This is a genomic window from Fenollaria massiliensis (assembly GCF_023347705.1).
In the GTDB taxonomy this organism is placed as follows: domain Bacteria; phylum Bacillota; class Clostridia; order Tissierellales; family Peptoniphilaceae; genus Fenollaria; species Fenollaria massiliensis.
The window spans coordinates 1,131,900-1,154,528 of record NZ_CP096649.1 but is presented as its reverse complement, the minus strand read 5'-3'; the positions used below and the strand labels follow the sequence as shown (position 1 = coordinate 1,154,528).

Below are 22,629 nucleotides of genomic sequence, written 5' to 3'. Positions count from 1 at the left end.
TATAATGGGGTATAAATAGTTAGCGAACGCTAAGTAAAAATTTATTATTAGTGAAAGAGGTGTATTATGGAAAAAATGATTGATTTGGATATGACTGTTGCTGATTTAGTAAGTAAGTATCCAGAAATTAAAGATGTACTAATAGAAATTGGTTTTAAAGAGTTACAAAATAAACTTATGCTTAACAGCGTTGGTAAGTTTATGACTTTAAAGAGAGGTTCTGTTGTTAAAAACATTAGCATGGATCATATAAAAGAAAAACTTATTGAACATGGATATACTATTAAAGAGAGCGAAATAAGTAATGATGACAAAGCTAGACTTGATAAGCTTAAGACGTTTATCGAAAGGCTTAGTCAAGGAGAAGATATTGACAGCGTTAGGGCAGATTTTGCTAAAGAATTTTCTGATGTTGACAGTAAAGAGATAATGAAGGCAGAAGAAGAAATTATCGCCTCTGGTGTACCAATAAAAGAGGTGCAAAAGCTTTGTGACGTGCATAGCGCTCTATTTCATGGAGCGACTGAGACGGAACAAGGAAAAAAACTAAAGGCTATTGACGAAGTGGGACATCCTATATATAATTTGCATAAAGAGAATGATGTAATCGCGGATTTAATTGATAAAACGCTTTCACTATTAGATAAAAATGATTATAAAAGTGTTGATATTGAAAATCTTAGAAAAATTCGTGTGCATTACACAAAGAAGGGCGATTTAATTTATCCACTACTTAAGGTTAAATACAATATTCCTGGGCCATCAGATGTTATGTGGTCTGTTGATGACGAAATTAGAGATGCATTTAAAAAACTTGATACAAATAATAGGGATGAGGCTTGGGCTGAAGCTCTTAAGAAAAATCTTCAAAGAGCGAAAGAAATGATTTACAAGGAAGAAAACATATTGTTTCCGACTATTGAAGATAAATTTACTGATGAAGAGTGGCACAATATATATGAAGATTTCAAAGCATATAGCGGAGGCCTTAGAGCTGATGATGAGTGGAAGAGAGAGACTTTAGATACTGACGAAGTGAAGTCATCTTATCAAAGTTCTATGATTGAACTAAAAGGTGGACACTTTAGACTTGATGAGCTTGAAGCGCTTTTAAATACGATGCCTTACGAGATTACCTTTGTTGATGCGAACGATATAAACGCTTTCTTTAATGACAATGGAAGAGAAAAATTATTCAAAAGACCAATGACAGCCATTGGACGTGATGTATATAGCTGTCATCCGCCAAAGATTGAGGCCATGGTTAGAGAAATAATAGCTATGTTTAAGAGCGGGGCAAAGGATCAGCTTTGTATATGGATGAATAAGGAAGGACATGACTGTTATGTTTTATACATGGCAGTAAGAGATGAGGCCGGTAAATATCTTGGCACTATGGAATTAGTTCAAGAAATGAATTTTGCTAAAGAACATTTTAAAGATAATAAATAAAAAATATTTTGATTAAAGGACTTGAGGCAATTGCATTAAGTCCTTTTTTGCACATAATGTTTCTTTGATAATTGATTTTTTCACTTGATTGTGATAAAATGTATACATAATGGAGGGGATGATATGAAGAACAAATACGAGGACGCTATCAAAGTTCTTGAGGACAACGGTATTGAGTATGAATCAGTTAAGCATCCACCAGCATTTACGACTGAAGACGCTGACAAGTATATCGAGGGTAAAATCGGATGCAGAACAAAAACTATGTTTATGACTGATCAAAAGAAGAGACGCTTTTACATGCTTGTTATGGACGACAAGGACAGGCTTGATATGAAGGAGTTCGCTGAAATTGTAGGTGAAAAAAGAATAAAGATGGCTTCGGAAGAGACTTTATTCAATAAACTTGGCAATGAAGCGGGATGCGTCTCACCATTTGGACTAATTAATGATGAAGAAAAAGAAGTTCAATTTTATTTTGACAACTCTATATTAAATGAAGAGATAATGACTTTTCATCCAAATATTAACACACAGACATTATTCTTCAAGACTGAAGATTTATTTAAAATGCTTAAGAACATGGGTTACGAAGTTCATTTTGTAGATTTAAATAAATAATGAAGGAGAAAATATTTGCTCTAGCGATTGTAATATTGCTAGCACTTCTAGCTCTTTCACGCATAGAGACTACTGAAAAATACAAAGTTATAGATGAAAAATTTGGCGAAGTAGAGATGACTTTATCTAAACCAATATTTGCAAGATTTTATAATAAAGTCACTTTTACAAAAGATAATTTATCTAAAACAAAAAATTTTGATGGCAAGTACAAGCTAAACATATACAAGGTCGACCTCGGCAGAGTTAATGACGAGAACAAATTTGACATCGCTTTTGGTGTTTACTCGATAGCTCCTTGGCACAGAACGCCGTCGAAGCGAGTATTTTTATACAAAGTAGTGGATTTGGATTTAAAACCAAAATTTCGCTGCTCGAGGCTAATCAATCCAATGTATGATTTTATCTTGTATGATATCGATGGTGATAGTTATGATGAAGTCGTTTCTATTGAAAAATATAAAGGCGTTTACTCGATCGGCATTTATAAGCAGTATAATATGCTCATAGAGCGAATCGCGACTAAAAAAATAAATTTTCGCCCAACTAAATTAGTGAAAGATAAAAAATTATATATAGAGGGTATAAATATAAAAAGAGAAATTAAATTTTCAAAGGAGGGTATTGATTTAAAATGAAAAAAAGATTATTAGCAGTGATTTTAATATTGGTGATGAGCTTAAGCGCATGCTCTTTGCCACTTAATAAGCTGGGTAAAGACGAAAATAATGAGAATATTAAAGACGATGGTAAAAATGAAAACATTGAAGCAGGTGAAGCAGACTTAAATGCTTTGCTTGGATACGATGCGGAAAAATTATTAAACACAGAAGAAGTAAAGGATTTTGAAGATATTGATATCGAAGCAAATGTTAAGCCTTATGATGTTCCGAAGGATTCTAAGAGTATTGGCGGTTTTGATCAAGGTGAATATACTGGAGAATATAACGCTAAAATTATGAAAAATCTTGAAGATGATGGATTTTTTATAGATTACGAAAAAATGCAACAGCCATTTGGTATTTATGAAATTAATCAATATTGTGGCAATAACAATTTTGTTACTACTGACTCCATCGTTCACTTATATCACATCATCTATCTTGGAATGATGGAGGACATGGAGCAAAATTCATTAAAGCAAAAACTAATGGCTCTTTCAAAAAATTGCTTGGATAACGCTATTAATGATTACAATGTAGCAAAGGGCGAAGAAAAAGAAATACTTATGAAAAACGCGTCATTATTCTTATGCGCAGTTGATTTACTTGAAGCTAAATATGATGGAGAAGTGCCAAGTGAAGTAAGAGACTTAGCTGATAAAGAGCTTGAAAATATCAAAGCAGAAGGAACTGCTACTTCAAACATAACAGGAAAAGAAATTGATTACTCACAATTTAAGGTTCGTGGCAATTACAGTAAAAATGAAAACTTGAAAAAATATTTTAAAGTTAACATGCTTTATTCACAAGAGTTAATTCATTTAGAAAATCCTGATAAATCCATAAATCTAGAAGCAGTTAAGCAAGCTATGCTTATCTCAAGACATATGCTTAAGGACGAAGCTAGTTTTAAATTATGGCAAGACATATATAAACCAATTAGCTTTTTAGTTGAAAATACTGAAGATACTACCCCTATCGACATATACAAAAGCATTAGTAAAGCTACTAAAGATAATTCAGTAGAGGCAATACTTGAGAAAAATGTTGTAAATGCTGTTGCTGACGATATCGCAAATAAAGAAGATCCAAAGATTAAACCAGATTCAGGAAAAGTTTTTGCCTTCTTGCCACAAAGAGCAGTTGTCGATAACACTTGGCTACAAAAATTAGTGGACACTGATCCACAAAGCAAAAGACCGGTTGTTTCAGGCGTAGACCTTATGGCACTTCTTGGCAATAGTCTTGCTGAGAGACTTACTCTTACAAACGAAGAAAACTTGAAGTGGGATAAGTTTAAAGAAAAATACGAAGAAACAAAGGCTATGGTTGATGCGAGAACAGATAAAGAAGAAAAAGCAAATATTTATAGAACATGGCTATGGGTTTTAAAAGCATTTAATAACGAATATGGTGAAGGTTATCCAGATTTCATGAGAAGTGAAAAATGGCAATACAAAGACCTAAACACAGCACTTGCATCTTGGGCACAATTAAAGCATGATACAATTTTGTATGCAAAACAATTTGGCGCTGAGTGTGGCGGCGACGAACCTATGGACATGAGGCACTATGTTGAACCAAATGTTAATCTATATAGAAGAGTTAAGTACTTAGTGGGCTCAACTATGGATGCGGATGAAAAATATTCTTTATTAAATGATGAGCAAAAAGCAAGATTAAAAGATTTTGATGATATGCTTGAATTTTTAATCAAGGTAAGTATAGAAGAGCTAAAGGACGAAACTACTAGCGATGAAGATAATGAAAGACTTAAAGTGATTGGCGGAGAGATGGAAAACATCTTTATAGCGTTTAACAAAGATGAAAGCGGAGAGGAATTTGAAATTCCTCCAGTTGATAGAGACACAGCCAATGTTGCTGACATTCAAAGAATTGGCTCAAACGTGGTTGATAAGCCAGAAGGATCATTCTTAGAAGTAGGTTCAGGAAGATTCTCGACTATATATGTAGTTTATAGACTTAATGGCAAGTATTATCTAGGCAGCGGCTCTGTAATGAACTATTATGAATTTTATTCTGAAAATAGACTTGATAACAATGAGTTCAAAGAAATGCTTCCAATTTATGATGAAGGCGAAAAAGACAAGATAGAACCATTCTTTAAGAAAGAATTATTTACAAACAAAGTAGAAAGTTTATATTAATAAAAAGGGAGAAATTTATGAAATACATCAAAGACGGCAAATCATATATCGTTAGGATCGATAGAGGCGAAGAAGTTTTAGATAAATTAAACGAATTTGTTAAAGAAACAGATTTAAAGGCGGGAAGCATCACAGGTATAGGCGCTTGCTCGGAAGTAGAGCTAGGTGTTTATAGCGTAAAAAAGAGAGAGTATAGCAAATACAAATACGATGGCGAATTTGAAATTCTTTCTTTAAATGGCAATATCACTAGAGACGGCGATAAGCCATATATACACCTACACATCATGATTTCAGACGGCATGGTGCTTGCTGGCGGCTTAACTTTTGGTATGGGTATCACTGTTGGTGGTCACCTTAATAAGTGCATCATAAGCGGCACATGCGAGCTACGCATCGACGAGTGCGAAAACGCTTATCAAAGAAAGATTGATGACGAGACAGGAATTAAAATTTTAGATATCTAGTTATAAATACCTCCTCTTTGGGTACAATAGACTCGTAGAGGAGGTATTTATATGAAAGAAAATATTAAGAGAGTACTAGAGATACTGGGAAGTGAAGATGAATTTTATTTAGCAACAGCTGCTGAAGGCAAGGCAAATGTAAGACCATTTGACGTGCACTGCGAGTTTGAGGACAAGATATACATTGTTACTAAGAAGCATAAGAATGTATATAAGGAGATCAAAGCTAATCCACATGTAGCTATAGCAAGATCTATTGGCAAGGACTACTATAGAGTATTTGCAGAGCTTGTTGAAGATGATAGACGTGAAGCAAGAGAAAAACTTGTGAATGACAATGTAGATGCATGTAAGGGCAAGTACGCTGCAGACGATGATGATACAGCTGTTTTCTATTTAAAAGATGCCGTGATGAACCTTATGAGTCATGGCAAAGATCCAGAAGTAATCAAATTTTAATTAAATATTTATGCAAAGAAGTTCACGATTGTGAGCTTCTTTTTTTATTTATCTAGACCTAGATATTGTTATAGAATTATTAAAAAATATTTCGCTTTTCTAAATAAAAACAGCTATTTCCTTGTATGAGTTAAAAATATATGTTATAATAAATTAAATGTTTTATAAAAAGATATAGATATGAGATATGGAAGTGATTAATTGATAGATAATAAATTTTTGAAAAGAGTTTTTAAAGTAGCATGGCCATCGGTACTTGAGAGTGTATTTATAGCGCTAGCAGGCATTATCGACACTTACATGGTATCAAGTTTAGGTACATACGCTATCTCGGCGGTTGGTCTTACAACGCAGCCAAAATTTATTGGGCTTGCGATATTCTTCTCGATAAGCATAGCTGTCTCGGCGCTCGTTGCGAGAAGAAAAGGTGAAGAGGACAGAAGATCTGCAAATGAAGTTTTAGTAACAGCATTTATACTTGCTATGCTGCTTTGTTTAATAATAACGACTATCATGGTGACATTATCCGATCCAATACTAAAATTAGCCGGAAGCAAGACAGATACACACAAGTATGCGATAGAATACTTCGACATCATCATGGGCTTTAGCGTATTTAATATTATTAGCATAGTTATAAACGCAGCTCAAAGAGGTAGTGGCAACACTAAAATTGCCTTCACTACTAATTTAGTTTCAAGCGTAGTAAATATTTCTTTTAACTACATACTAATCAATGGTAAATTTGGTTTTCCAGCCATGGGCGTAAGAGGCGCAGCTATAGCGACCATCTTAGGTACCTTCGTTGCGAGTATCATGAGTATCAGATCATTATTCAAGAAAGATTCTTATGTAAATTTACCATTTATTATAAAATATAAGATAAAACCAGCTTTTGAAGCACTAATAAAAATAATTAAGCTTGGATTAAATATGTTTGCTGAAAATCTTGCGATGAGAGTCGGATTCTTATCAACAGCTCTTATGGCAGCATCACTAGGAACAGATCAGTTCGCGGCACACAATGTCGGTATGAACGTACTAAGCATCGGCTTTGCTTTTGCTGATGGAATGCAGGTCGCAGCCGTTGCCCTATCAGGTGAAGCACTTGGCGCTAAAAAATATGACGACGCAGTAACTTATGGCAAAACTTGTCAAAAAGTTGGTTTCGTTATATCGCTCGTTTTATCGGCAGTTTTATTATTATTCGGTAAATACATTTTCGGAGCATTCTTCCAAGATGAAGCAGTTATTAACTACGGTGTAATGATTGGCCGCTTCATAACAGTCATAGTTATTTGCCAAATATCGCAAATAATTTATGGCGGCTGCTTAAGAGCGGCAGGCGATGTAAAATACACACTTATCGCATCCATAATCAGCGTAAGTATAATTCGTAGCGTAATGACATATATACTTGTAAATGTATTCCACTTAGGATTAATGGGTATATGGATGGGCGTTTTATCAGATCAATTCTCAAGATACATCTTTATGAGCACAAGATTTAAACAAGGTAAATGGGTTGAGAAGAAGATTTAATTAAAATTTAAGAATTTATATAAAAATAATGATGTAGACAAAAAATCTACATCATTATTTTTACTCAAAATTAATTTTAATAATTTTCTACAAATATTTCGAAGTGAGCTTGTGGGTGATCACATGCAGGGCACTTCTTAGGAGCTTCCTTGCCTTCATACAAGAAGCCGCAGTTTAAGCACTTCCATATGTAAACGTCGCCTCTTTTGAATACCTTGCCAGCTTCGATATTTTCGATAAGCTTTTTGTATCTGTTGTAGTGAGCTTCTTCAACCTCACCTATGTGTGTAAATACAGCGGCTATTTCATTAAAGCCTTCTTCTTTTGCAATTTTGGCAAATTCAGGGTAAATATTAGTCCACTCTTCATTTTCGCCTTCAGCAGCAGCCTTCAAGTTAGCTAAAGTATCTTGAAGAGCTACTGGATAAGTACCAGATACTTCGATAGTTTCGCCATCTAGCTCGTCCTTTAAGAACTTGTAGAATCTTTTAGCGTGTTGTTCCTCATTTTGAGATGTTTCTAAAAAGATGTTTTGTATTTGTACATAGCCATCTTTTTTTGCTTGAGATGCGTAATAACCATATCTTATAGAAGCTTGTGATTCGTTAACGAATGACTTCATAAGGTTTTCGCATGTCTTAGTTCCTTTTAATTTCATAAAAATACCCCCTCTTTTTTATGATACATTTATTATATATCAAATAAAATTTTTTGTAAAGCGGGGTTTGCGGTTGAGCACAGATAAATATTATCAAAATCAATTAAAAATGCTTGAAGAACTATCTATATTGTGATATAATTAATTTTATGTTTAATAAATATATATATAAGAAATATCTATAGAAAAGAGGAAAAATATGAACATAGTCAATGAAGTGCAAAATTTAAAGAAAGACAAAATAAAACACAAATACAACTGGAAAGAGATAGTACTCATCATCATAGGCATAATACTAGTTGCCTCAGCGATACATTTCTTCCTAGTGCCATCGAACCTAACATCAGGAGGCGCATCAGGTATCGCCATAGTTTTAAGTCATTACATACCACTTGGAGTCGGACCATTATTTATCTTAGTAAACATAGTTTTATTCATCATGGGATTCATCTTCATCGGTAAAGACTTTGGTACAAGAACCATCATAGTTACACTTGCATTGTCAGGACTAGTTTGGCTATTTGAAATAATATTTCCAAATCCAAAGCCACTATCAGACGACTTGTTCTTACTGATAACACTAGGCATGATAATTCAAGGTATAGGCGTGGGTATGGTACTTAATCAATACACATCAACAGGCGGTACAGATATTATTGCTAAAATTATGCAAAAGTTTTTAGGACTTGACTTAGGTATAGGTTGTGTTGTTGCGGACCTTGTCGTTAGTATCTTCGCTGGCTCTGCCTTTGGTATGAATATATTTTTATATTCAGTTATGGGCGTTATAATCAACGGAGCAGTTGTTAGCATCACAATTAGCGGTCTTAACACAAGTAAGCTTTGCTACATCAATACAAAAGAAGTCGAACTCGTATCAAAGTTTATCATAGAAGACCTAGATAGATCCGCAAACCTTATCCCGTATAAGGGCGCTTATTCAAAGAAGGACAACGTTTTGATACAAACAGCAGTTTCAACACGCGAGTACATCAGACTAAAAGAGTTTGTTAATGACGCGGACCCAACAGCCTTCGTCGTAACAAGCAGCGCAAACGAGATACTTGGTGAAAAATGGAGAAGATTTATCTAAGTTAATATTGTATATAGACTGAGCTATTTACTAGCTCAGTTTTTTTATGCTATAATATAGATAAATTTAATCTATACAAGACCCACTATGTATAGATTAATCTTTAAGTGTAAAACAGATATTATATGATATAATATTAATGATGGTATAAGGAGAGTTATATGCAGACGAAGGATTGTATTGAAAAATATAAAAAAGATTTTGAAGAAGAAATAAAATCTCTTTTTTGGACGAGTGATGGTGCTTTGAAGAAAAAGATTTATGGCAAGGTCAAGGAAGAAGCTCTTAATGAGATTGTAAATGATGTTTTTGTTTATGATGATGATTTGCTTAAGTCATTAAATTTAAGTGCGGCTAAGATAAGTGTTTATTTGGAGACGAAGTACAAGGCGGTTGATTTTAGAAGCTTTGTTGCGCCACTATCGAGGATACTTTTACCGGTTGCCATATCTTTTATGACCTTCTTTTTAAGTGCTAAGTCGTTAAAGTACTTCAAGATTGAAGAGATTTTTGGTGTTACATTAAAAACATTTTTTGCTTTTGCTTTGAGCGCCATAGTCATCGGCATGCTCTTTAGTATTTATTATACAAAGGTTAATGAGAAGAAGCTCTATGCTATATACATAAGGGATAGGATTAATTTCGAGATTGAAAGACTTCTTATCCAAGTGAAGAAAGAGGTGTAAGATGGCTTTATTTGTAATTGTCTTCGCCATAGTTATTTCGCTTATCAATGGCGGAAAGATAAATAATTTATTTAAAATGAATTTAAGGTATACATGGTTTTTATTGCTAACAGCTATTATAAATATCGCTGTTCTTGTTTATATCACAAGATTTAATTTTATTTTTAGACGCGAATTGATCATGATATATCCATATATCAATATTTTTACATTTTTTGTAATGATATTTTTTGCGATTGCTAATAACAAGTACTTTGCCTTTAACATAGTGGCGATCGGTCTTGCGCTTAATTTGATAGCGATGATTAACTATGGAGGCTTTATGCCGGTGGTGAAGGATGCTCTTGTATATAACGGTTCTGCTGGTGAGCTTGGCTTTTTAGAAAAATCTTTATCGATGACGCATACGCTTTCTGTGAGCGGAAAAACTTTTAACGCACTTGCTGACACTATTCCACTTGGCAAGTTTACTAGCTTTAGGACTATAATTAGCATTGGCGATATATTTCTATCGCTTGGACTGTTTATGCTTGTTGAAGATGTGATGAAGAGGAGATCTTAGATGTTATTTAGAAAATTTACAATTTTTCTTCTTTGCTTCATAAATATGGTTTTAGGGCCAGTCGCTTGCAAGCAAAAAGCAAAAGAAATTAACAAGGACAAGTCTTTAACTTATGTTTATGATGTAAAAGAAATTCCGATTATAATTCAGAAAAAAGAAGAGCCTATAAAGACAAGCAAAGTGCAAATATTTGCAGCTGGTGATTTTATGCTTCACGGTCCACAACTTTCGGGTGCTAAGCAAAGCGACGGCACTTATAATTTTGACGAGTATTTTAAATATTTGCCGCACTTTAAAAATGCGGATATGGCAATGATTAATTATGAGGCAACTGTTTCGGCCAATGGCAAGCTCACTACTTATCCAATGTTTTCATCGCCTGAAGATAGTATTAAAGCTCTTAAAAATCAAGGCTTTGACGTGATTTGTACTGCTAATAACCACGCTTTTGATAAGGGCTTCGCTGGTGTTAACAAAACCATTGACACGATTAAAAAATATGAGATGGACAATATTGGCACATACAAAGACAATAATAATATGCCACTGATAAAAGAGGTCAATGGCATTAAATTTGGTATATCGGCTTATACCTATTCAATTAATGGCTTTGAGAAAAAAGTTCAAGGAACTGACAAGGCTTATGCGATAAATTTCATAGACATGGATAAGATTAAAAAAGATATTGCTTATATGATTGAGAATGATGTTGATGTAAAACTTGTTTATATGCACTGGGGCAACGAGTATCAGCGCAAACCGCATCAAAGTCAGATCAAGGTCGCAAACGAGTTAAATGCTTTGGGAGTGGATTTGATTTTAGGTTCGCACCCACATGTTATACAAAAATCAGATATTATCGAAGCGAATGGCAAAAAAACTTATGTTTGCTACTCTATGGGTAATTTTGTATCGAATCAGAGAAGAGAGGGCATGGGACAGCGCTTTAGCGAGAGTGAGCTTATGATGGAAGTGATAGTAAAGAAGGACAAAGACGGCGTAAGCATAGAAAAATTCGAAGCACATCCACTTTGGGTTGACAAGTACCGTGCGAATGGTAAGAGCCACTACAATGTTATTCCTGTGAAGGATGCTCTTGATGGAAAGATTAAAGTGGACAGATTTAATCAAATAAAAGCAAAATTATTAGAAAGCCTAAACGATTTTAATGAATTATATAAATAGGAGATGGTTTAATGTATTTTGAAGATGAAATGACACCAAAAGAAAGGATGATTGCCTTTTCAAAGGGCGAAGCAATTGACAGAATACCTGTAGTGCCAGATATGGGGGTTACTATGGCATGGTACATAGGTAAGAAGACTAATGATTATTACACATCATCGGATGTAATTACAGAGACTGAAATTGCTTTATTCAATCGCTTTCATCATGACAACATCTGTGTGTCAACAACACTTAGGGGTATGGCTGAAGCCATGGGCTCGGTAATGAATTATCCTGATGACAATATCTCTAATTTAAGAGAGCCAGTTGTTAAAACAGAAGAAGACATCGATAAACTCGAGCTTATCGATCCATGGAAGGATGGTCACCTACATGTATTACTAGAGGCGCTTGAAAAAATTAGAGACGCTCTTGGCGATGTAGCTGATATAGGTGCATCAATGACTGCACCGTTCACAGTAGCCGCATCAGTACTTGGCACTGAGAATATGCTTAGATGGATTGTTAAGAAAAAAGAAGCTTTTCACAGACTTATGGATATAATCACAAGAAATAACGCTGAATATATCAAAGCTCTTGGCAAAATTGGCTTCGGAACAGGTTTTTGCGATCCGGTATCATCAACATCTATGATTAGACCTGCTCAATACAGAGAATTTTCTCTGCCATATTTTAAGAGAAATGTTGAAGATGTTAAAAAATATTGCGGTGGCGCTCCTACAATTCATATTTGTGGTAAATCAAAAGATATCTGGGAAGATGTTGTTAGCGCTGGTGTTGGTAACTTCTCTATAGATAACTGCGAAGACCTTGCCGAAGCAAAAAGAATTATGGGTGACAAAGTAGTTATCACAGGTAATGTTCCGCCAGTTGATGCGATTTATCTAGGCAACGACGATATTATTAAAGAAGAAGTTAAAAAATGCGTTGCAAAGGCTTGGGACTCACCAAAGGGATACATTTTGTGTACCGGCTGCCAAATTCCAAAGAACAGTCCTATAGAAAACATCGATTCATTCATGAAGTGGGGCAGATATTACGGTAAAATGCCTATGGATACATCAAAATTAGTATAATATTTTTTTATAGACTTTCGATAACAGAAATATTTTTTATAAACAATGTGCGTGTAGCTAAGCTATATGCACATTTTTATTGTATAAATTTCATGAATACCCCTTAATTACATGGATTTGATTAAGTTTTCTAGCTGTTGTATAATATTTAACGGTGAGAGCGTGAAAAAGATAGGAGATATTAGAGTGTACTCATGCACTGCAACAAATGAAAAAGAGTATACTGATTTAAATTTGGATATAAACGAAGAAGACTTATTCACTGATGCAAATCTTTATAAAGATGTGGCTCAAAGAATGAGTCTTGGTTTTGATGTAATTTTTTATCCAATTGTAGGCACTATGGAAGGCGAATTAGCTGGCATGATGCTTGATAAAAACGCTAATCTTAGAAGATTCATGGAGCTTGACAGCATTGATGAATTATATAATTTAAAAGATTTTGATTTTAATTTGGAGCACTTTATCACAATGGAAAAAGCCATGGCGAGTGAAGAGGCTCCTATTTGTTTTAAATTAAACGGTCTTTTATCATTTATTTCTCAAGTGATAGATATATCAAAATTTCTTCTTGCATTTAGAAAAAAATTAGACAAAGAAAAAATTTATGCTTACTATAGAAGAAATGTTTTAGATTTATTATTAAAGCTTGATGAAAATAAGGTCAAAATGATTTGTCTAGCTGATCCTATACTAAGCGTTGAAACTGTTGGACCAAAGGTAGTTAAAGAACTAGTGAATGATTTTTATTACCCTCTTATTAATGATGTATTAAATTTTACAAATTTTAAATTACATATCTGTCCTAAATTAGGCTTTGCCTTGTCAGATTTAGGACTATATAATGAAATGAAGCTAGAATGTGACGAGATGAGTTATCAAGAAGCGCTTATAAACTCGTCTTATAGAATTTTTACTAATAGATGCTTCAAAATTTTAGGAAAAGTTAAAACGATTACGGTTTTAGGGGGAAATTATGAATAAAAAGGAAAGATTATTAAAGATACTTCATGGTGAAAAGGCTGATAGACCAGCAGTTATCTGCCCAGGAGGCATGATGAATCCATGTGTAACAGAGCTTATTGAAAAGTATGGCATTGATTTTGCAAAAGCAAATTCAAACGCTGAAGAGATGGCTAAGCTATCCAAATTTGTAGTTGAAGAGAATCTTTTTGAGAATTACGCTGTTCCATTCTGCATGAGTGTTGAATCAGAGATGCTTGGCGCAAAATGCGTCTATGGCACTAATGAAGAGGAAGCTCACATCATTGAATATGCCATGGATAAGATAGATATAAATAAATTAAAGAATATTAAGGTCGAATTTAGCAGGGAAGATGCTTTAATCGGCGCGATAAAACTTCTTAAGAATGATGATATCCCTGTTATTGGCAATATTACTGGACCATTCTCAGTCGCAACTAGCGTAGTTGAAGCAAGAGAGGTTTATGTTGGACTTAAGAAGAATAAAGAAGCTTTTGAATCCTTTATGAATTATATTTCTGATGTGATAGCAGATCTTGCTATAAAAGAGGTAGACGCAGGAGCAGATTTAATCGCAATCGCTGATCCAAGCGGTACAGCTGAGATACTTGGACCAAAATATTTCGAAGAGTATCTGATTCATTATGTTAACTACATCATAGATAAAATCAAAGCACATAAGGAAGTGCCGATAATTATACACATCTGTGGCGATATGAAGAGCGTTATCGACATAGTTGAAAAAATTCATGCTGATGCTTATTCATTCGATGCGATAGTTAATCTAAAAAAAGCAAAAGAACATATACACAAGCCTGTTATGGGTAATGTGTCAACATATTTAATCGAAAATCAAAAACCAGAACAAATTTCAAAAGTTGCTAAAAACAGAGTAAAAGATGGCGTGGACATCATTGCACCAGCCTGTGGACTGGGTATGGGCTCGCCACTTGAAAATGTTAAAGCAATATTAAAGGGAGTAGAAGATGCCTAAAATTCACATACTAAGTGATGACAATGTAATTACAACGAATGGAGAAAAAACATTATTAGATGTATTAAGGGATAATGGTTACTTTATCGAAGCGCCGTGCAATGGCATGGGCACTTGTAAAAAATGCAAAGTAAAAATAATAGACGGTTTAAGTGAAGAGACAGTTCTTTCATGTGAGTACAAAGTAGATAAGGATATAGACCTAGCTTTTTTTGATGAGGGCAAGGCAGAAAATTTACTTACATCCGATATAGATAATTTTGATACAAGTGATTCAGTATTTACTATGAAGACTCATTTTTTTGAGGATAATAGAGACACTGACAGCTCTTGGGAAGATGAGTACGAAAAAATCTTTGGACATATCTCATTTAATGTTTTGAAAAACACAAATTTTTCAAAAGGCGAGAAGCATGCGATATATCTAAACGATGAATTGATAGCCATTCGCGATAAAAGTGATGACAAGATATATGCGGCTGCAGTCGATATAGGAACTACAAGCGTTGCAATATCTGTTCTTGACCTAAGTCACGGAAAAGTTATTGAAAGAGCATCCTTTGTCAATCCGCAGATAAGTTTCGGACTAGATGTTTTGTCAAGAATGAGCGCCGCCATCGATTTAAAAGAAAATCTTTATAAGATGCAAGAGCAAATCACTAAGGCCATCGAAGAAGCAATATTAAAAATATTTAATAAATATAAACTTGATATAGATAGTTTATATGAAATTGTTTTTTCAGCTAATTCAGTTATGATGCATATACTTATGGGAGTCGACCCAACTAGTCTTGGCATAGCACCTTATAAAATTGTAAGTTATTTTAATTTTGAGATAGATGCAAAAGAGATTGGCATGAAGCTTGGTAAGTACACAAAAGCATTTACAATACCATCGATCTCGTCTTATGTAGGCGCTGACATACTTAGCGGCGTTAATCATATAGATATAGAGCACATTGATAAAAACATTATGTTTATAGATATAGGTACAAATACAGAGCTAGTACTTAAGTATAAAGATCATTACTATGCTAGCAGCTGTGCGGCTGGACCAGCACTTGAGGGCATGAATATTGAATTCGGTTCTAGAGCTGAGCTTGGCGCGATTGAAAATGTTTTCTTTGATCTTGATAGCGGAAATAAAAATATCGTCGTCATTGGCAAAGAAAAAGCTAAATCCATTTGCGGCTCAGGTGTTTTAGCTGTGATACGTGAAGCCTTAAAGATAGGTTTAATTGATTATAGGGGAAGATTAATTAAACTAGAAGACCTTGATGAAGATGACAAGAGAAGACCATTCTTAAAGGAAGTGGATGGAAAAACTGTTATCGATTTAGGCGATATCTACATGACTAAGAAAGATATAAGAAATATTCAGTTATCAAAAAGTGCGATTATGTCCGGCATAGTTTTATTATTTAATAAGCTTGGCATGAGCGCTGATGAAGTTGATGATTTATTCATCGCAGGTCAATTTGGTTATCACTTATCAAAGGACATGCTATTAGATACTTATTTTATACCGAAGATATCAGAAGAAAAGATTTCTTATCTTAAAAATACTTCGCTTGATGGCGCGATCAGCGTAGTATTATCAAAGAAAAAGAGGGAAAATCTTTTAAGTTTAAGTAAGAAGATAAAGTTTTTGGAGCTAAGTTATGATGAAAACTACCAAAAAGCTTTTATTGACTGTTCATATTTTAAATAGGAGGTAAATATGACAAAAGAAGAGTATTACAAAATTCTAGACGATTATGTCTATGAGTATGAAGACGAAAAAATTGCCGAAGTCGCTCAGAACTATCTTGATGAAGGTTATGATGCACTCGATGCGATTTTACATGGATTAGTTCCTGGAATGAAGAGGGCAGGGGACGCTTTTCAAGAAGAGGAATATTTTGTAACAGATTTACTACTTTGTTCAGATGCGATGAATAATGCGCTTGATGTATTAAAACCACACTTAGAAAAAAATGAGCTAGAGCACAATCATACTGTAGTTATAGGTGTAGTTGAAGGAGATACGCATGACATTGGCAAGAACTTAGTTAAAACTATGTTTCAAACACAAGGCTTTGAAGTTATAGACTTAGGAAGAGACGTTGAAGTTCATAAATTTGTTGACGCTGCTGAAGAGCATGGCGCAGAAATCATCTGTTTGTCAACACTTATGACAACAACTATGAGAAATATGAGAAGAGTTGTTGAAATTCTTGAAGAAAGAGGCATAAGAGATAAATATAAAGTTATGATAGGCGGAGGACCTATTTCACAATCGTTCGCGGACAAGATTGGCGCCGATAAATATACTATCGATGCGATTGAAGCCGTTAAAGCTGCTAAGGAGTTATTAAAAATAAATTAAAAAGTAGGAGGAATTTTTGATGGACGAACAAACATCAATCAAACCTAATGGATTGGCACTGATACCATTCATTGTATTTATAGGTTTTTTCTTATTATCAGGAATCATTTTAGACAAGATGGGTGTAGAAATGGCATTCTACCAAATACCATCACCTATCGCCGTACTTATTGGAACTATCGTTGCGTTCTTAATGTTTAAGGGCTCGATAGATTCTAAATTTGACGTATTCGTTAAAGGATGCGGTGATGACAACATCATCATTATGTGTCTAATCTACATCTTAGCTGGTGCTTTCGCAACACTATCTAAGGCATCTGGAGCTGTTGACTCAGTTGTTAACTTAGGTCTAAGCATAATACCAGTTCAATTCATAACAGCAGGTATATTTGTAATCGCTTGCTTCTTATCAATTGCAACAGGTACATCAGTTGGAACTATAGTTACAGTTGGTCCAATCGCTGTAGGTATCGCGCAAAAAGCAGGTCTACCAGTAGCTTTAGTTTTAGGAGCACTAGTTGGCGGATCAATGTTTGGTGATAACTTATCAGTTATTTCCGATACAACTATCGCTGCGACTAGAACACAAAATGTTAACATGAAAGATAAGTTTAGAGCAAACTTCAAAGTAGCGCTACCAGCTGCAATAGTTACACTAATTATCTTATTAATAGTAGGTAGATCATCAGGTCCTGTCGATCTAGGAGATTTAAAATATAATTTTGTTTTAATCTTACCTTATCTATTCGTACTTATAGCTGCTCTATGTGGCGTTAACGTATTCGTAGTACTTACACTTGGTATAGTTTTCGCTGGTGGCGTTGGTATTGGAACTGGTTCATACAATGGACTTGAACTTTGCCAAAATATTTTCCAAGGTTTTTCAGGACAATTTGAAATATTTTTACTTTCAATGTTAACTGGCGGTCTTGCTAATATGGTTAGAGCTAACGGCGGTATTGAATGGCTAGTATTAAAGATAGCTAAGATGGCTAAGGACAAAAATTCAGCAGAACTTTCTACAGCACTATTAACAATGATTTCAAACGCTGCTCTTGCTAATAACACAGTATCAATCATCATCTGCGGTCCTATCGCTAAGAGAATTTCTAATAAATTCAAAGTTGACCCAAGAAGAACAGCATCACTTCTTGATATGTTCAGCTGTATAACACAAGGACTTATCCCTTATGGAGCACAAATCCTTATCGCTTCAGGCTTTACTGAAGGAGCTGTATCACCAGTTGAATTAGTTCCATATATTTGGTATCCAATGATACTTTTAGTATTTGCAGTTTTATCAATCTTTTTTAGATATGCTGATCTTAAGACTAAATGGAACTTCGAGCTTGACAAAGTAGAAGAAGCATAGTAATATATTAAAAAAACCTAAAGAGAGGAAGACAATCGTGATTAACATTAGAAAAGATTTACCCGAGATTTTTGATGAATTTAAAGATAAGAGAAGAGAATCATTTTTAAAAGTAAAAGAGATTAAGGATAAAAATATACCGGTAATAGGTATATTCTGCACATTTTTCCCTCAAGAGATAGCTCTTGCAGCAGGAGCAACATCTGTTTCACTGTGCTCGACATCTGATGAAACAATTAAAGACGCTGAAAGAGATTTACCAACAAATCTTTGTCCACTTATTAAGGCAAGCTATGGTTTTGCTATAACAAATAAGTGCCCCTTCTTCTATTTTTCAGACCTTATAGTCGGAGAAACTACTTGCGATGGTAAGAAGAAGATGTATGAGTACTTAGGTGAAATAAAAAATGTTTATGTTATGGAGCTTCCACAAAAAAGATCAGCTGAGAGCCTTCAATTGTGGACGGCTGAGATAAAAAAACTTGCTAAATTTGTATCAAAAGAGTTTGGCGTAGAGATTACAGAAGAAAAACTTAGAGAAGCAACTGTAATTAAAAATGCTGAGAGAAGTGCAGTTAAAGACTTTTATGGAATAATGAAGGCCGATGAACTTCCTATCATGGGTTTAGATTTGTGGCACGTCTTAAATGGAGTGCAATTTGAATTTGATAAAAAGGCTGTACCTGATGAGCTTAAAAAACTTAAAGAAAAGATATTTAGTGAGAATAAACATATCACAGGCAAAAAAAGAATACTTATCACAGGATGCCCAATAGGTGGAGCGACTGAAAAAGTTATCGAAGCTGTTGAAAATAACGGCGGAATTGTAGTTGCTTATGAAAATTGCGGGGGAGCTAAGGCAATTGATGAAAACGTTGATTTAGACAATCCGGATATATATGATGCACTTGCTAAAAAGTATCTAAACATTGGCTGCGCATGTATTAGCCCTAATACACCGAGATTAAATTTATTATCTAGAATGATAGATGATTATAAAGTCGAAGGTGTTATTGATATGCACTTACAAGCGTGCACCCCATTTCAAGTAGAAACAAAGACGATTAGAGACTTTGTCACAAAAGAAAAAGAAACTCCTTATATCCAAGTAGAAACTGATTATTCAGATTCAGACTTGGGCCAATTAAACACAAGAATCGAAGCGTTTATCGAAATGCTGTAGATAGTAAAAGGCTCTCATAATTGAGGGCCTTTTCAAATGAAAATATTGTATTGGCAAAAATATTTATAACAAAATTTATAAAAAATATTATTATATTAAAAAATTTTTACGTCAAGAAATTTTATATAAAAATAATAAAGAAAAATATTAGAAAAACTATTAAAAAAATTTTATACACACAAAAAAGGTCAAGCAAATGCTTGACCTTTTACTATGTAATCCCATTATGTGCCGTTTTTCATAAGTAATTTATCCCCGCATATACGAGGTGGGTTCGTTATTCACAACGTCTAATGTCCACTTAAGGCATATTATCGATTGCAAAAAAATCACGGTCCCATATTATTTTTGTCGGTTAAATTAATATGAAAAGCGCGCACTACAGGATATCTTAAATATATTATATCTCAAATATTTTAAAAATGCAAGTGATTTACACAAAATTTTTAGAAAATTTTATTATATCAGCGTGGTCAATTACTTCATAGTGTTTCTCCTCATTAGTTCTTGGATCCTTAAAACTTATTTCAAAAGAGTGAAGCAATTGTCTATCTACGCCCTCATAAGTTTTGCCGTTATAAAGCGTATCGCCAACGATTGGGAAACCTAAGTAAGCTAGATGCAGTCTTATCTGATGCGTTCTTCCTGTGATGAGCTCAGCCTCGACTATAGAAAATTTTTCACCCACTTTTACTTTTTTGAATATGGTTTTTGCATAATCACCTTCATTGTCAGCGCAAATCATCTTTTTTATATGATCATCCTCATCAGTTTTGATATTTTTCTCTACTGTAATCTCATCATAAGGAAAAGAGCCATCAACCACAGCGTGATACTTCTTTTTAAAGCTGCCATCTTCCATCTCTTGCATAAGACTATAGTGGGCAAATGGATTTTTAGCGACAACCATAAGTCCAGTTGTATTCATGTCAAGCCTATTGACAAGGCGAACACGCCTTTTTAGGCCGCGTGACTGAAATAAATTTATGAGAGCATTATAAAGAGTGTTGCCTTGATTATTTTTTGTTTCGTGAACAAGAATATTTTTCTCTTTATTTATGACCATGTAGTCAATTGTTTCGTCAATTATATCTATATCACATTTAAAATTATCAGGTTCAGTCTCTTCTTCGGGCATGTATATTCTTAAAATTTCACCTTTTACAATTGGAAGGTCCTTGCGCCTAAATTTTTCATTCACAAAAATATCTTTATTTAAGTAGCAACGCCTAAAAAGTCTTTTTGAAATTTTAAGTTCATCAATCATATCACTTATCTTATCATAAGATTTGTTCGCGACAAAGCTAATATTGTATTCATCGTTAATCATTGTATCACCAAAATAATTATATTATATTTTCACAAGTTTTACAAGTAAAGGCCTATATGCATTGAAAAAATACTAATTTTGTTGTATAATTAATTATTATAGAGGTGACGAAATGAGTGAGAGAATTATAAATATACTTGCAAAAGACGATGAACTTAGCAAAAAAATATTATTAGAGCTTGAAGATAAACTTCATGCGAATAATTTTATTTGTTCAAGAGATTTTAATAAAGATGCTGAACTCTCTATCGTAATAGGGGGAGACGGCTCTTTTTTAAGAAATGTTCATCAAAATGATTTTCCTGAAGTGCCTTTTCTTGGCTTTAATACTGGCCACTTAGGTTTTTTTCAAGAGCTTTCAATTGACGATGTCGATAAATTTGTAGAAAGCTATATCGCAGGAGATTTTAAGCAAGAGTCATTACACTTAATCGAGACAAACGTTACTTATGAAGGCGGCTCAGAAAGATTATTTTCTGTTAATGAAATGGTTGTCAAGGCAAATTATTCAAAGGCAGTTGAGCTTGATGTATTTATAAATTCTGATCATTTAGAAAGATTTTTTGGGGATGGACTTATTGTATCAACGCCAGCTGGTAGCACTGCATATAACTACTCAGTTCGTGGAAGCGTAGTGCATCCGAAGCTTGAGTGTCTTCAAATGACGCCACTTGCGCCGATAAACTCGAAGGCTTTTAGATCACTACAAAACTCATTAGTCATACCACCAAATTTTATAGTTAGGCTTGAGCCAAAGAAGAGATATGAAGGCGAGATTGTACTTCTTAACGATGGTGAAGAAGTCATTTTCAAAGATGTTAAGACTATTGAGATAGATATGAGCTATAAGAAAATATATAGAATAGTATTTTCAAAGAATAATTATTGGAATAATTTAAAAGATAAATTTTTATAGGAGGCATAGATGTACGATTTTCATTTGCATTCAAATTTTTCAGTTGACTGCAAGGTTCCGCCGGAGGACATGGTCAAAGAGGCTATAAAGATGGGTATGAAAGCGATTTGCTTTACTGATCACATAGACCTATCGCTTGACCAAGATAAAAGTAAAAACGTTCTTTTTAATATTGAGGACTATATTAAAGAGATAAATAAATTAAAATACACATACATAAATGAGATAGAAGTTTTAAAAGGAGTTGAGTTTGGCCTTCAGCTTGGCTTGATTGATAAGTATAATGAATTAAGCAAAAATCCATTTGATTTCATTTTATGTTCAATTCACAGCATAGATGGCGAGAGAATTTTCTCCAGGGAAAAGAGCTTTGATAAAGATTATGAAGCTGGTCAAGTACGCTACTACACAGAGATGCTAGAGGTTTTGAAAAATTTTGATAGCTTCGACTCACTTGCTCACATAGATTTCATAGACAGGTACTACAAATACAATGACATTGAATATAAGTTTACAGATGCAGCTAAGGAAATTGTTTATGAGATATTAAAGGTAATTATTGACAAGGAAAAAGCCTTGGAGATAAATACTGCTGCGCTTCGCTTTAATATGAAGAGCTTTCATCCACAAGATGATATACTTGATATGTATAAATCATTGGGAGGAGAGCTGATCACAGTTGGCTCAGATGCTCATTATAAAGAAGATCTTGCTTATGGTATAAAAGATGCGGAAAAGTATCTAAAAGAAAAAGGTTTTAAATATTTGTATATATATAAGAAGAGAAGACCTTATCCAATACATTTGTAAAATTGATAAAATAAAATTGATATCACTCCTTGACAAAA

22 protein-coding genes and 1 other RNA gene are annotated in these 22,629 nt (G+C 34.0%); 20 read left to right on the top strand and 3 right to left on the bottom strand.

What is annotated here, in order from left to right:
- Positions 1 to 66 precede the first annotated feature (66 nt).
- The 7 genes from M1R53_RS05725 to M1R53_RS05695 all read left to right on the top strand — a co-directional run bounded on the left by M1R53_RS05725 (position 67) and on the right by M1R53_RS05695 (position 7,371).
- Complete coding sequence (locus tag M1R53_RS05725; protein WP_249242315.1) at positions 67 to 1,452, top strand: DUF438 domain-containing protein; 1,386 nt, start codon at positions 67 to 69, stop codon at positions 1,450 to 1,452.
- A 123-nt stretch (positions 1,453 to 1,575) separates the two neighbouring features.
- Positions 1,576 to 2,073 (top strand): prolyl-tRNA synthetase associated domain-containing protein, encoded by a 498-nt coding sequence (locus M1R53_RS05720; protein WP_249242314.1) that lies wholly within the window; start codon positions 1,576 to 1,578, stop codon positions 2,071 to 2,073.
- Positions 2,073 to 2,711, top strand: coding sequence for a hypothetical protein (locus M1R53_RS05715; protein ID WP_249242313.1), 639 nt, complete (start codon positions 2,073 to 2,075; stop codon positions 2,709 to 2,711). The genes M1R53_RS05720 and M1R53_RS05715 overlap by 1 nt, the downstream gene beginning before the upstream one ends.
- Positions 2,708 to 4,903: a DUF3160 domain-containing protein gene (locus M1R53_RS05710; protein ID WP_249242312.1), complete on the top strand. Its 2,196-nt coding sequence runs from the start codon at positions 2,708 to 2,710 to the stop codon at positions 4,901 to 4,903. The genes M1R53_RS05715 and M1R53_RS05710 overlap by 4 nt, the downstream gene beginning before the upstream one ends.
- Before the next feature lie 17 nt (positions 4,904 to 4,920).
- Positions 4,921 to 5,370: a PPC domain-containing DNA-binding protein gene (locus M1R53_RS05705; RefSeq protein WP_249242311.1), complete on the top strand. Its 450-nt coding sequence runs from the start codon at positions 4,921 to 4,923 to the stop codon at positions 5,368 to 5,370.
- Positions 5,371 to 5,421: 51 nt separating this feature from the next.
- Positions 5,422 to 5,829, top strand: coding sequence for a pyridoxamine 5'-phosphate oxidase family protein (locus M1R53_RS05700; RefSeq protein WP_249242310.1), 408 nt, complete (start codon positions 5,422 to 5,424; stop codon positions 5,827 to 5,829).
- Positions 5,830 to 6,030: 201 nt separating this feature from the next.
- The gene (locus M1R53_RS05695; RefSeq protein ID WP_249242309.1) at positions 6,031 to 7,371 is read left to right on the top strand and encodes an MATE family efflux transporter; all 1,341 of its coding nucleotides are present in this window, start codon (positions 6,031 to 6,033) and stop codon (positions 7,369 to 7,371) included.
- Between the two features lie 76 nt (positions 7,372 to 7,447).
- On the opposite strand, the gene rbr is transcribed toward M1R53_RS05695, so the two are convergent.
- A complete protein-coding gene (gene rbr / locus M1R53_RS05690; RefSeq protein ID WP_070600350.1) occupies positions 7,448 to 8,029 on the bottom strand; it encodes a rubrerythrin in 582 nt (193 codons plus the stop codon).
- 199 nt (positions 8,030 to 8,228) lie between these two features.
- Here rbr and M1R53_RS05685 point away from each other — a divergent pair, with 199 nt between their 5' ends.
- From M1R53_RS05685 to M1R53_RS05635, 11 genes are all read left to right on the top strand, one after another.
- Complete coding sequence (locus M1R53_RS05685; RefSeq protein ID WP_019213868.1) at positions 8,229 to 9,122, top strand: YitT family protein; 894 nt, start codon at positions 8,229 to 8,231, stop codon at positions 9,120 to 9,122.
- A 161-nt stretch (positions 9,123 to 9,283) separates the two neighbouring features.
- The gene (locus M1R53_RS05680; protein ID WP_249242308.1) at positions 9,284 to 9,808 is read left to right on the top strand and encodes a hypothetical protein; all 525 of its coding nucleotides are present in this window, start codon (positions 9,284 to 9,286) and stop codon (positions 9,806 to 9,808) included.
- A 1-nt stretch (position 9,809) separates the two neighbouring features.
- On the top strand, positions 9,810 to 10,370 hold the full coding sequence (locus tag M1R53_RS05675; RefSeq protein ID WP_249242307.1) for a DUF5317 family protein: 561 nt from the start codon (positions 9,810 to 9,812) through the stop codon (positions 10,368 to 10,370).
- On the top strand, positions 10,371 to 11,555 hold the full coding sequence (locus M1R53_RS05670; RefSeq protein WP_249242306.1) for a CapA family protein: 1,185 nt from the start codon (positions 10,371 to 10,373) through the stop codon (positions 11,553 to 11,555).
- An 11-nt stretch (positions 11,556 to 11,566) separates the two neighbouring features.
- A complete protein-coding gene (locus M1R53_RS05665; RefSeq protein WP_249242305.1) occupies positions 11,567 to 12,634 on the top strand; it encodes a uroporphyrinogen decarboxylase family protein in 1,068 nt (355 codons plus the stop codon).
- 162 nt (positions 12,635 to 12,796) lie between these two features.
- Positions 12,797 to 13,618 (top strand): uroporphyrinogen decarboxylase/cobalamine-independent methonine synthase family protein, encoded by an 822-nt coding sequence (locus M1R53_RS05660; protein ID WP_249242304.1) that lies wholly within the window; start codon positions 12,797 to 12,799, stop codon positions 13,616 to 13,618.
- Positions 13,611 to 14,612, top strand: a complete 1,002-nt coding sequence (locus M1R53_RS05655) for a uroporphyrinogen decarboxylase family protein (protein WP_249242303.1) — start codon at positions 13,611 to 13,613, stop codon at positions 14,610 to 14,612. The genes M1R53_RS05660 and M1R53_RS05655 overlap by 8 nt, the downstream gene beginning before the upstream one ends.
- A complete protein-coding gene (locus tag M1R53_RS05650; RefSeq protein ID WP_249242302.1) occupies positions 14,605 to 16,323 on the top strand; it encodes an ASKHA domain-containing protein in 1,719 nt (572 codons plus the stop codon). The genes M1R53_RS05655 and M1R53_RS05650 overlap by 8 nt, the downstream gene beginning before the upstream one ends.
- 9 nt (positions 16,324 to 16,332) lie before the next feature.
- On the top strand, positions 16,333 to 16,980 hold the full coding sequence (locus M1R53_RS05645) for a corrinoid protein (protein ID WP_019213860.1): 648 nt from the start codon (positions 16,333 to 16,335) through the stop codon (positions 16,978 to 16,980).
- Between the two features lie 19 nt (positions 16,981 to 16,999).
- Entirely contained in the window at positions 17,000 to 18,352 is a 1,353-nt protein-coding gene (locus M1R53_RS05640) for a Na+/H+ antiporter NhaC family protein (RefSeq protein ID WP_249242301.1), read from the top strand.
- A gap of 40 nt (positions 18,353 to 18,392) precedes the next feature.
- Positions 18,393 to 19,535 carry a double-cubane-cluster-containing anaerobic reductase gene (locus tag M1R53_RS05635; protein ID WP_249243200.1) on the top strand — a complete coding sequence of 381 codons (1,143 nt, stop codon included), beginning with the start codon at positions 18,393 to 18,395 and terminating at the stop codon, positions 19,533 to 19,535.
- Positions 19,536 to 19,749: 214 nt separating this feature from the next.
- Here the strand turns inward: M1R53_RS05635 and ssrS are convergent.
- A non-coding RNA gene (ssrS, locus tag M1R53_RS05630) (6S RNA) lies at positions 19,750 to 19,926 on the bottom strand.
- A 42-nt stretch (positions 19,927 to 19,968) separates the two neighbouring features.
- The gene (locus tag M1R53_RS05625) at positions 19,969 to 20,865 is read right to left on the bottom strand and encodes an RluA family pseudouridine synthase (RefSeq protein WP_249242300.1); all 897 of its coding nucleotides are present in this window, start codon (positions 20,863 to 20,865) and stop codon (positions 19,969 to 19,971) included.
- 112 nt (positions 20,866 to 20,977) lie between these two features.
- Between M1R53_RS05625 and M1R53_RS05620 the strand changes: the two genes are divergently transcribed.
- On the top strand, positions 20,978 to 21,781 hold the full coding sequence (locus tag M1R53_RS05620) for an NAD(+)/NADH kinase (protein WP_070600329.1): 804 nt from the start codon (positions 20,978 to 20,980) through the stop codon (positions 21,779 to 21,781).
- A 9-nt stretch (positions 21,782 to 21,790) separates the two neighbouring features.
- The gene (locus tag M1R53_RS05615; RefSeq protein WP_249242299.1) at positions 21,791 to 22,591 is read left to right on the top strand and encodes a histidinol-phosphatase HisJ family protein; all 801 of its coding nucleotides are present in this window, start codon (positions 21,791 to 21,793) and stop codon (positions 22,589 to 22,591) included.
- The last annotated feature ends 38 nt before the right edge of the window (positions 22,592 to 22,629 follow it).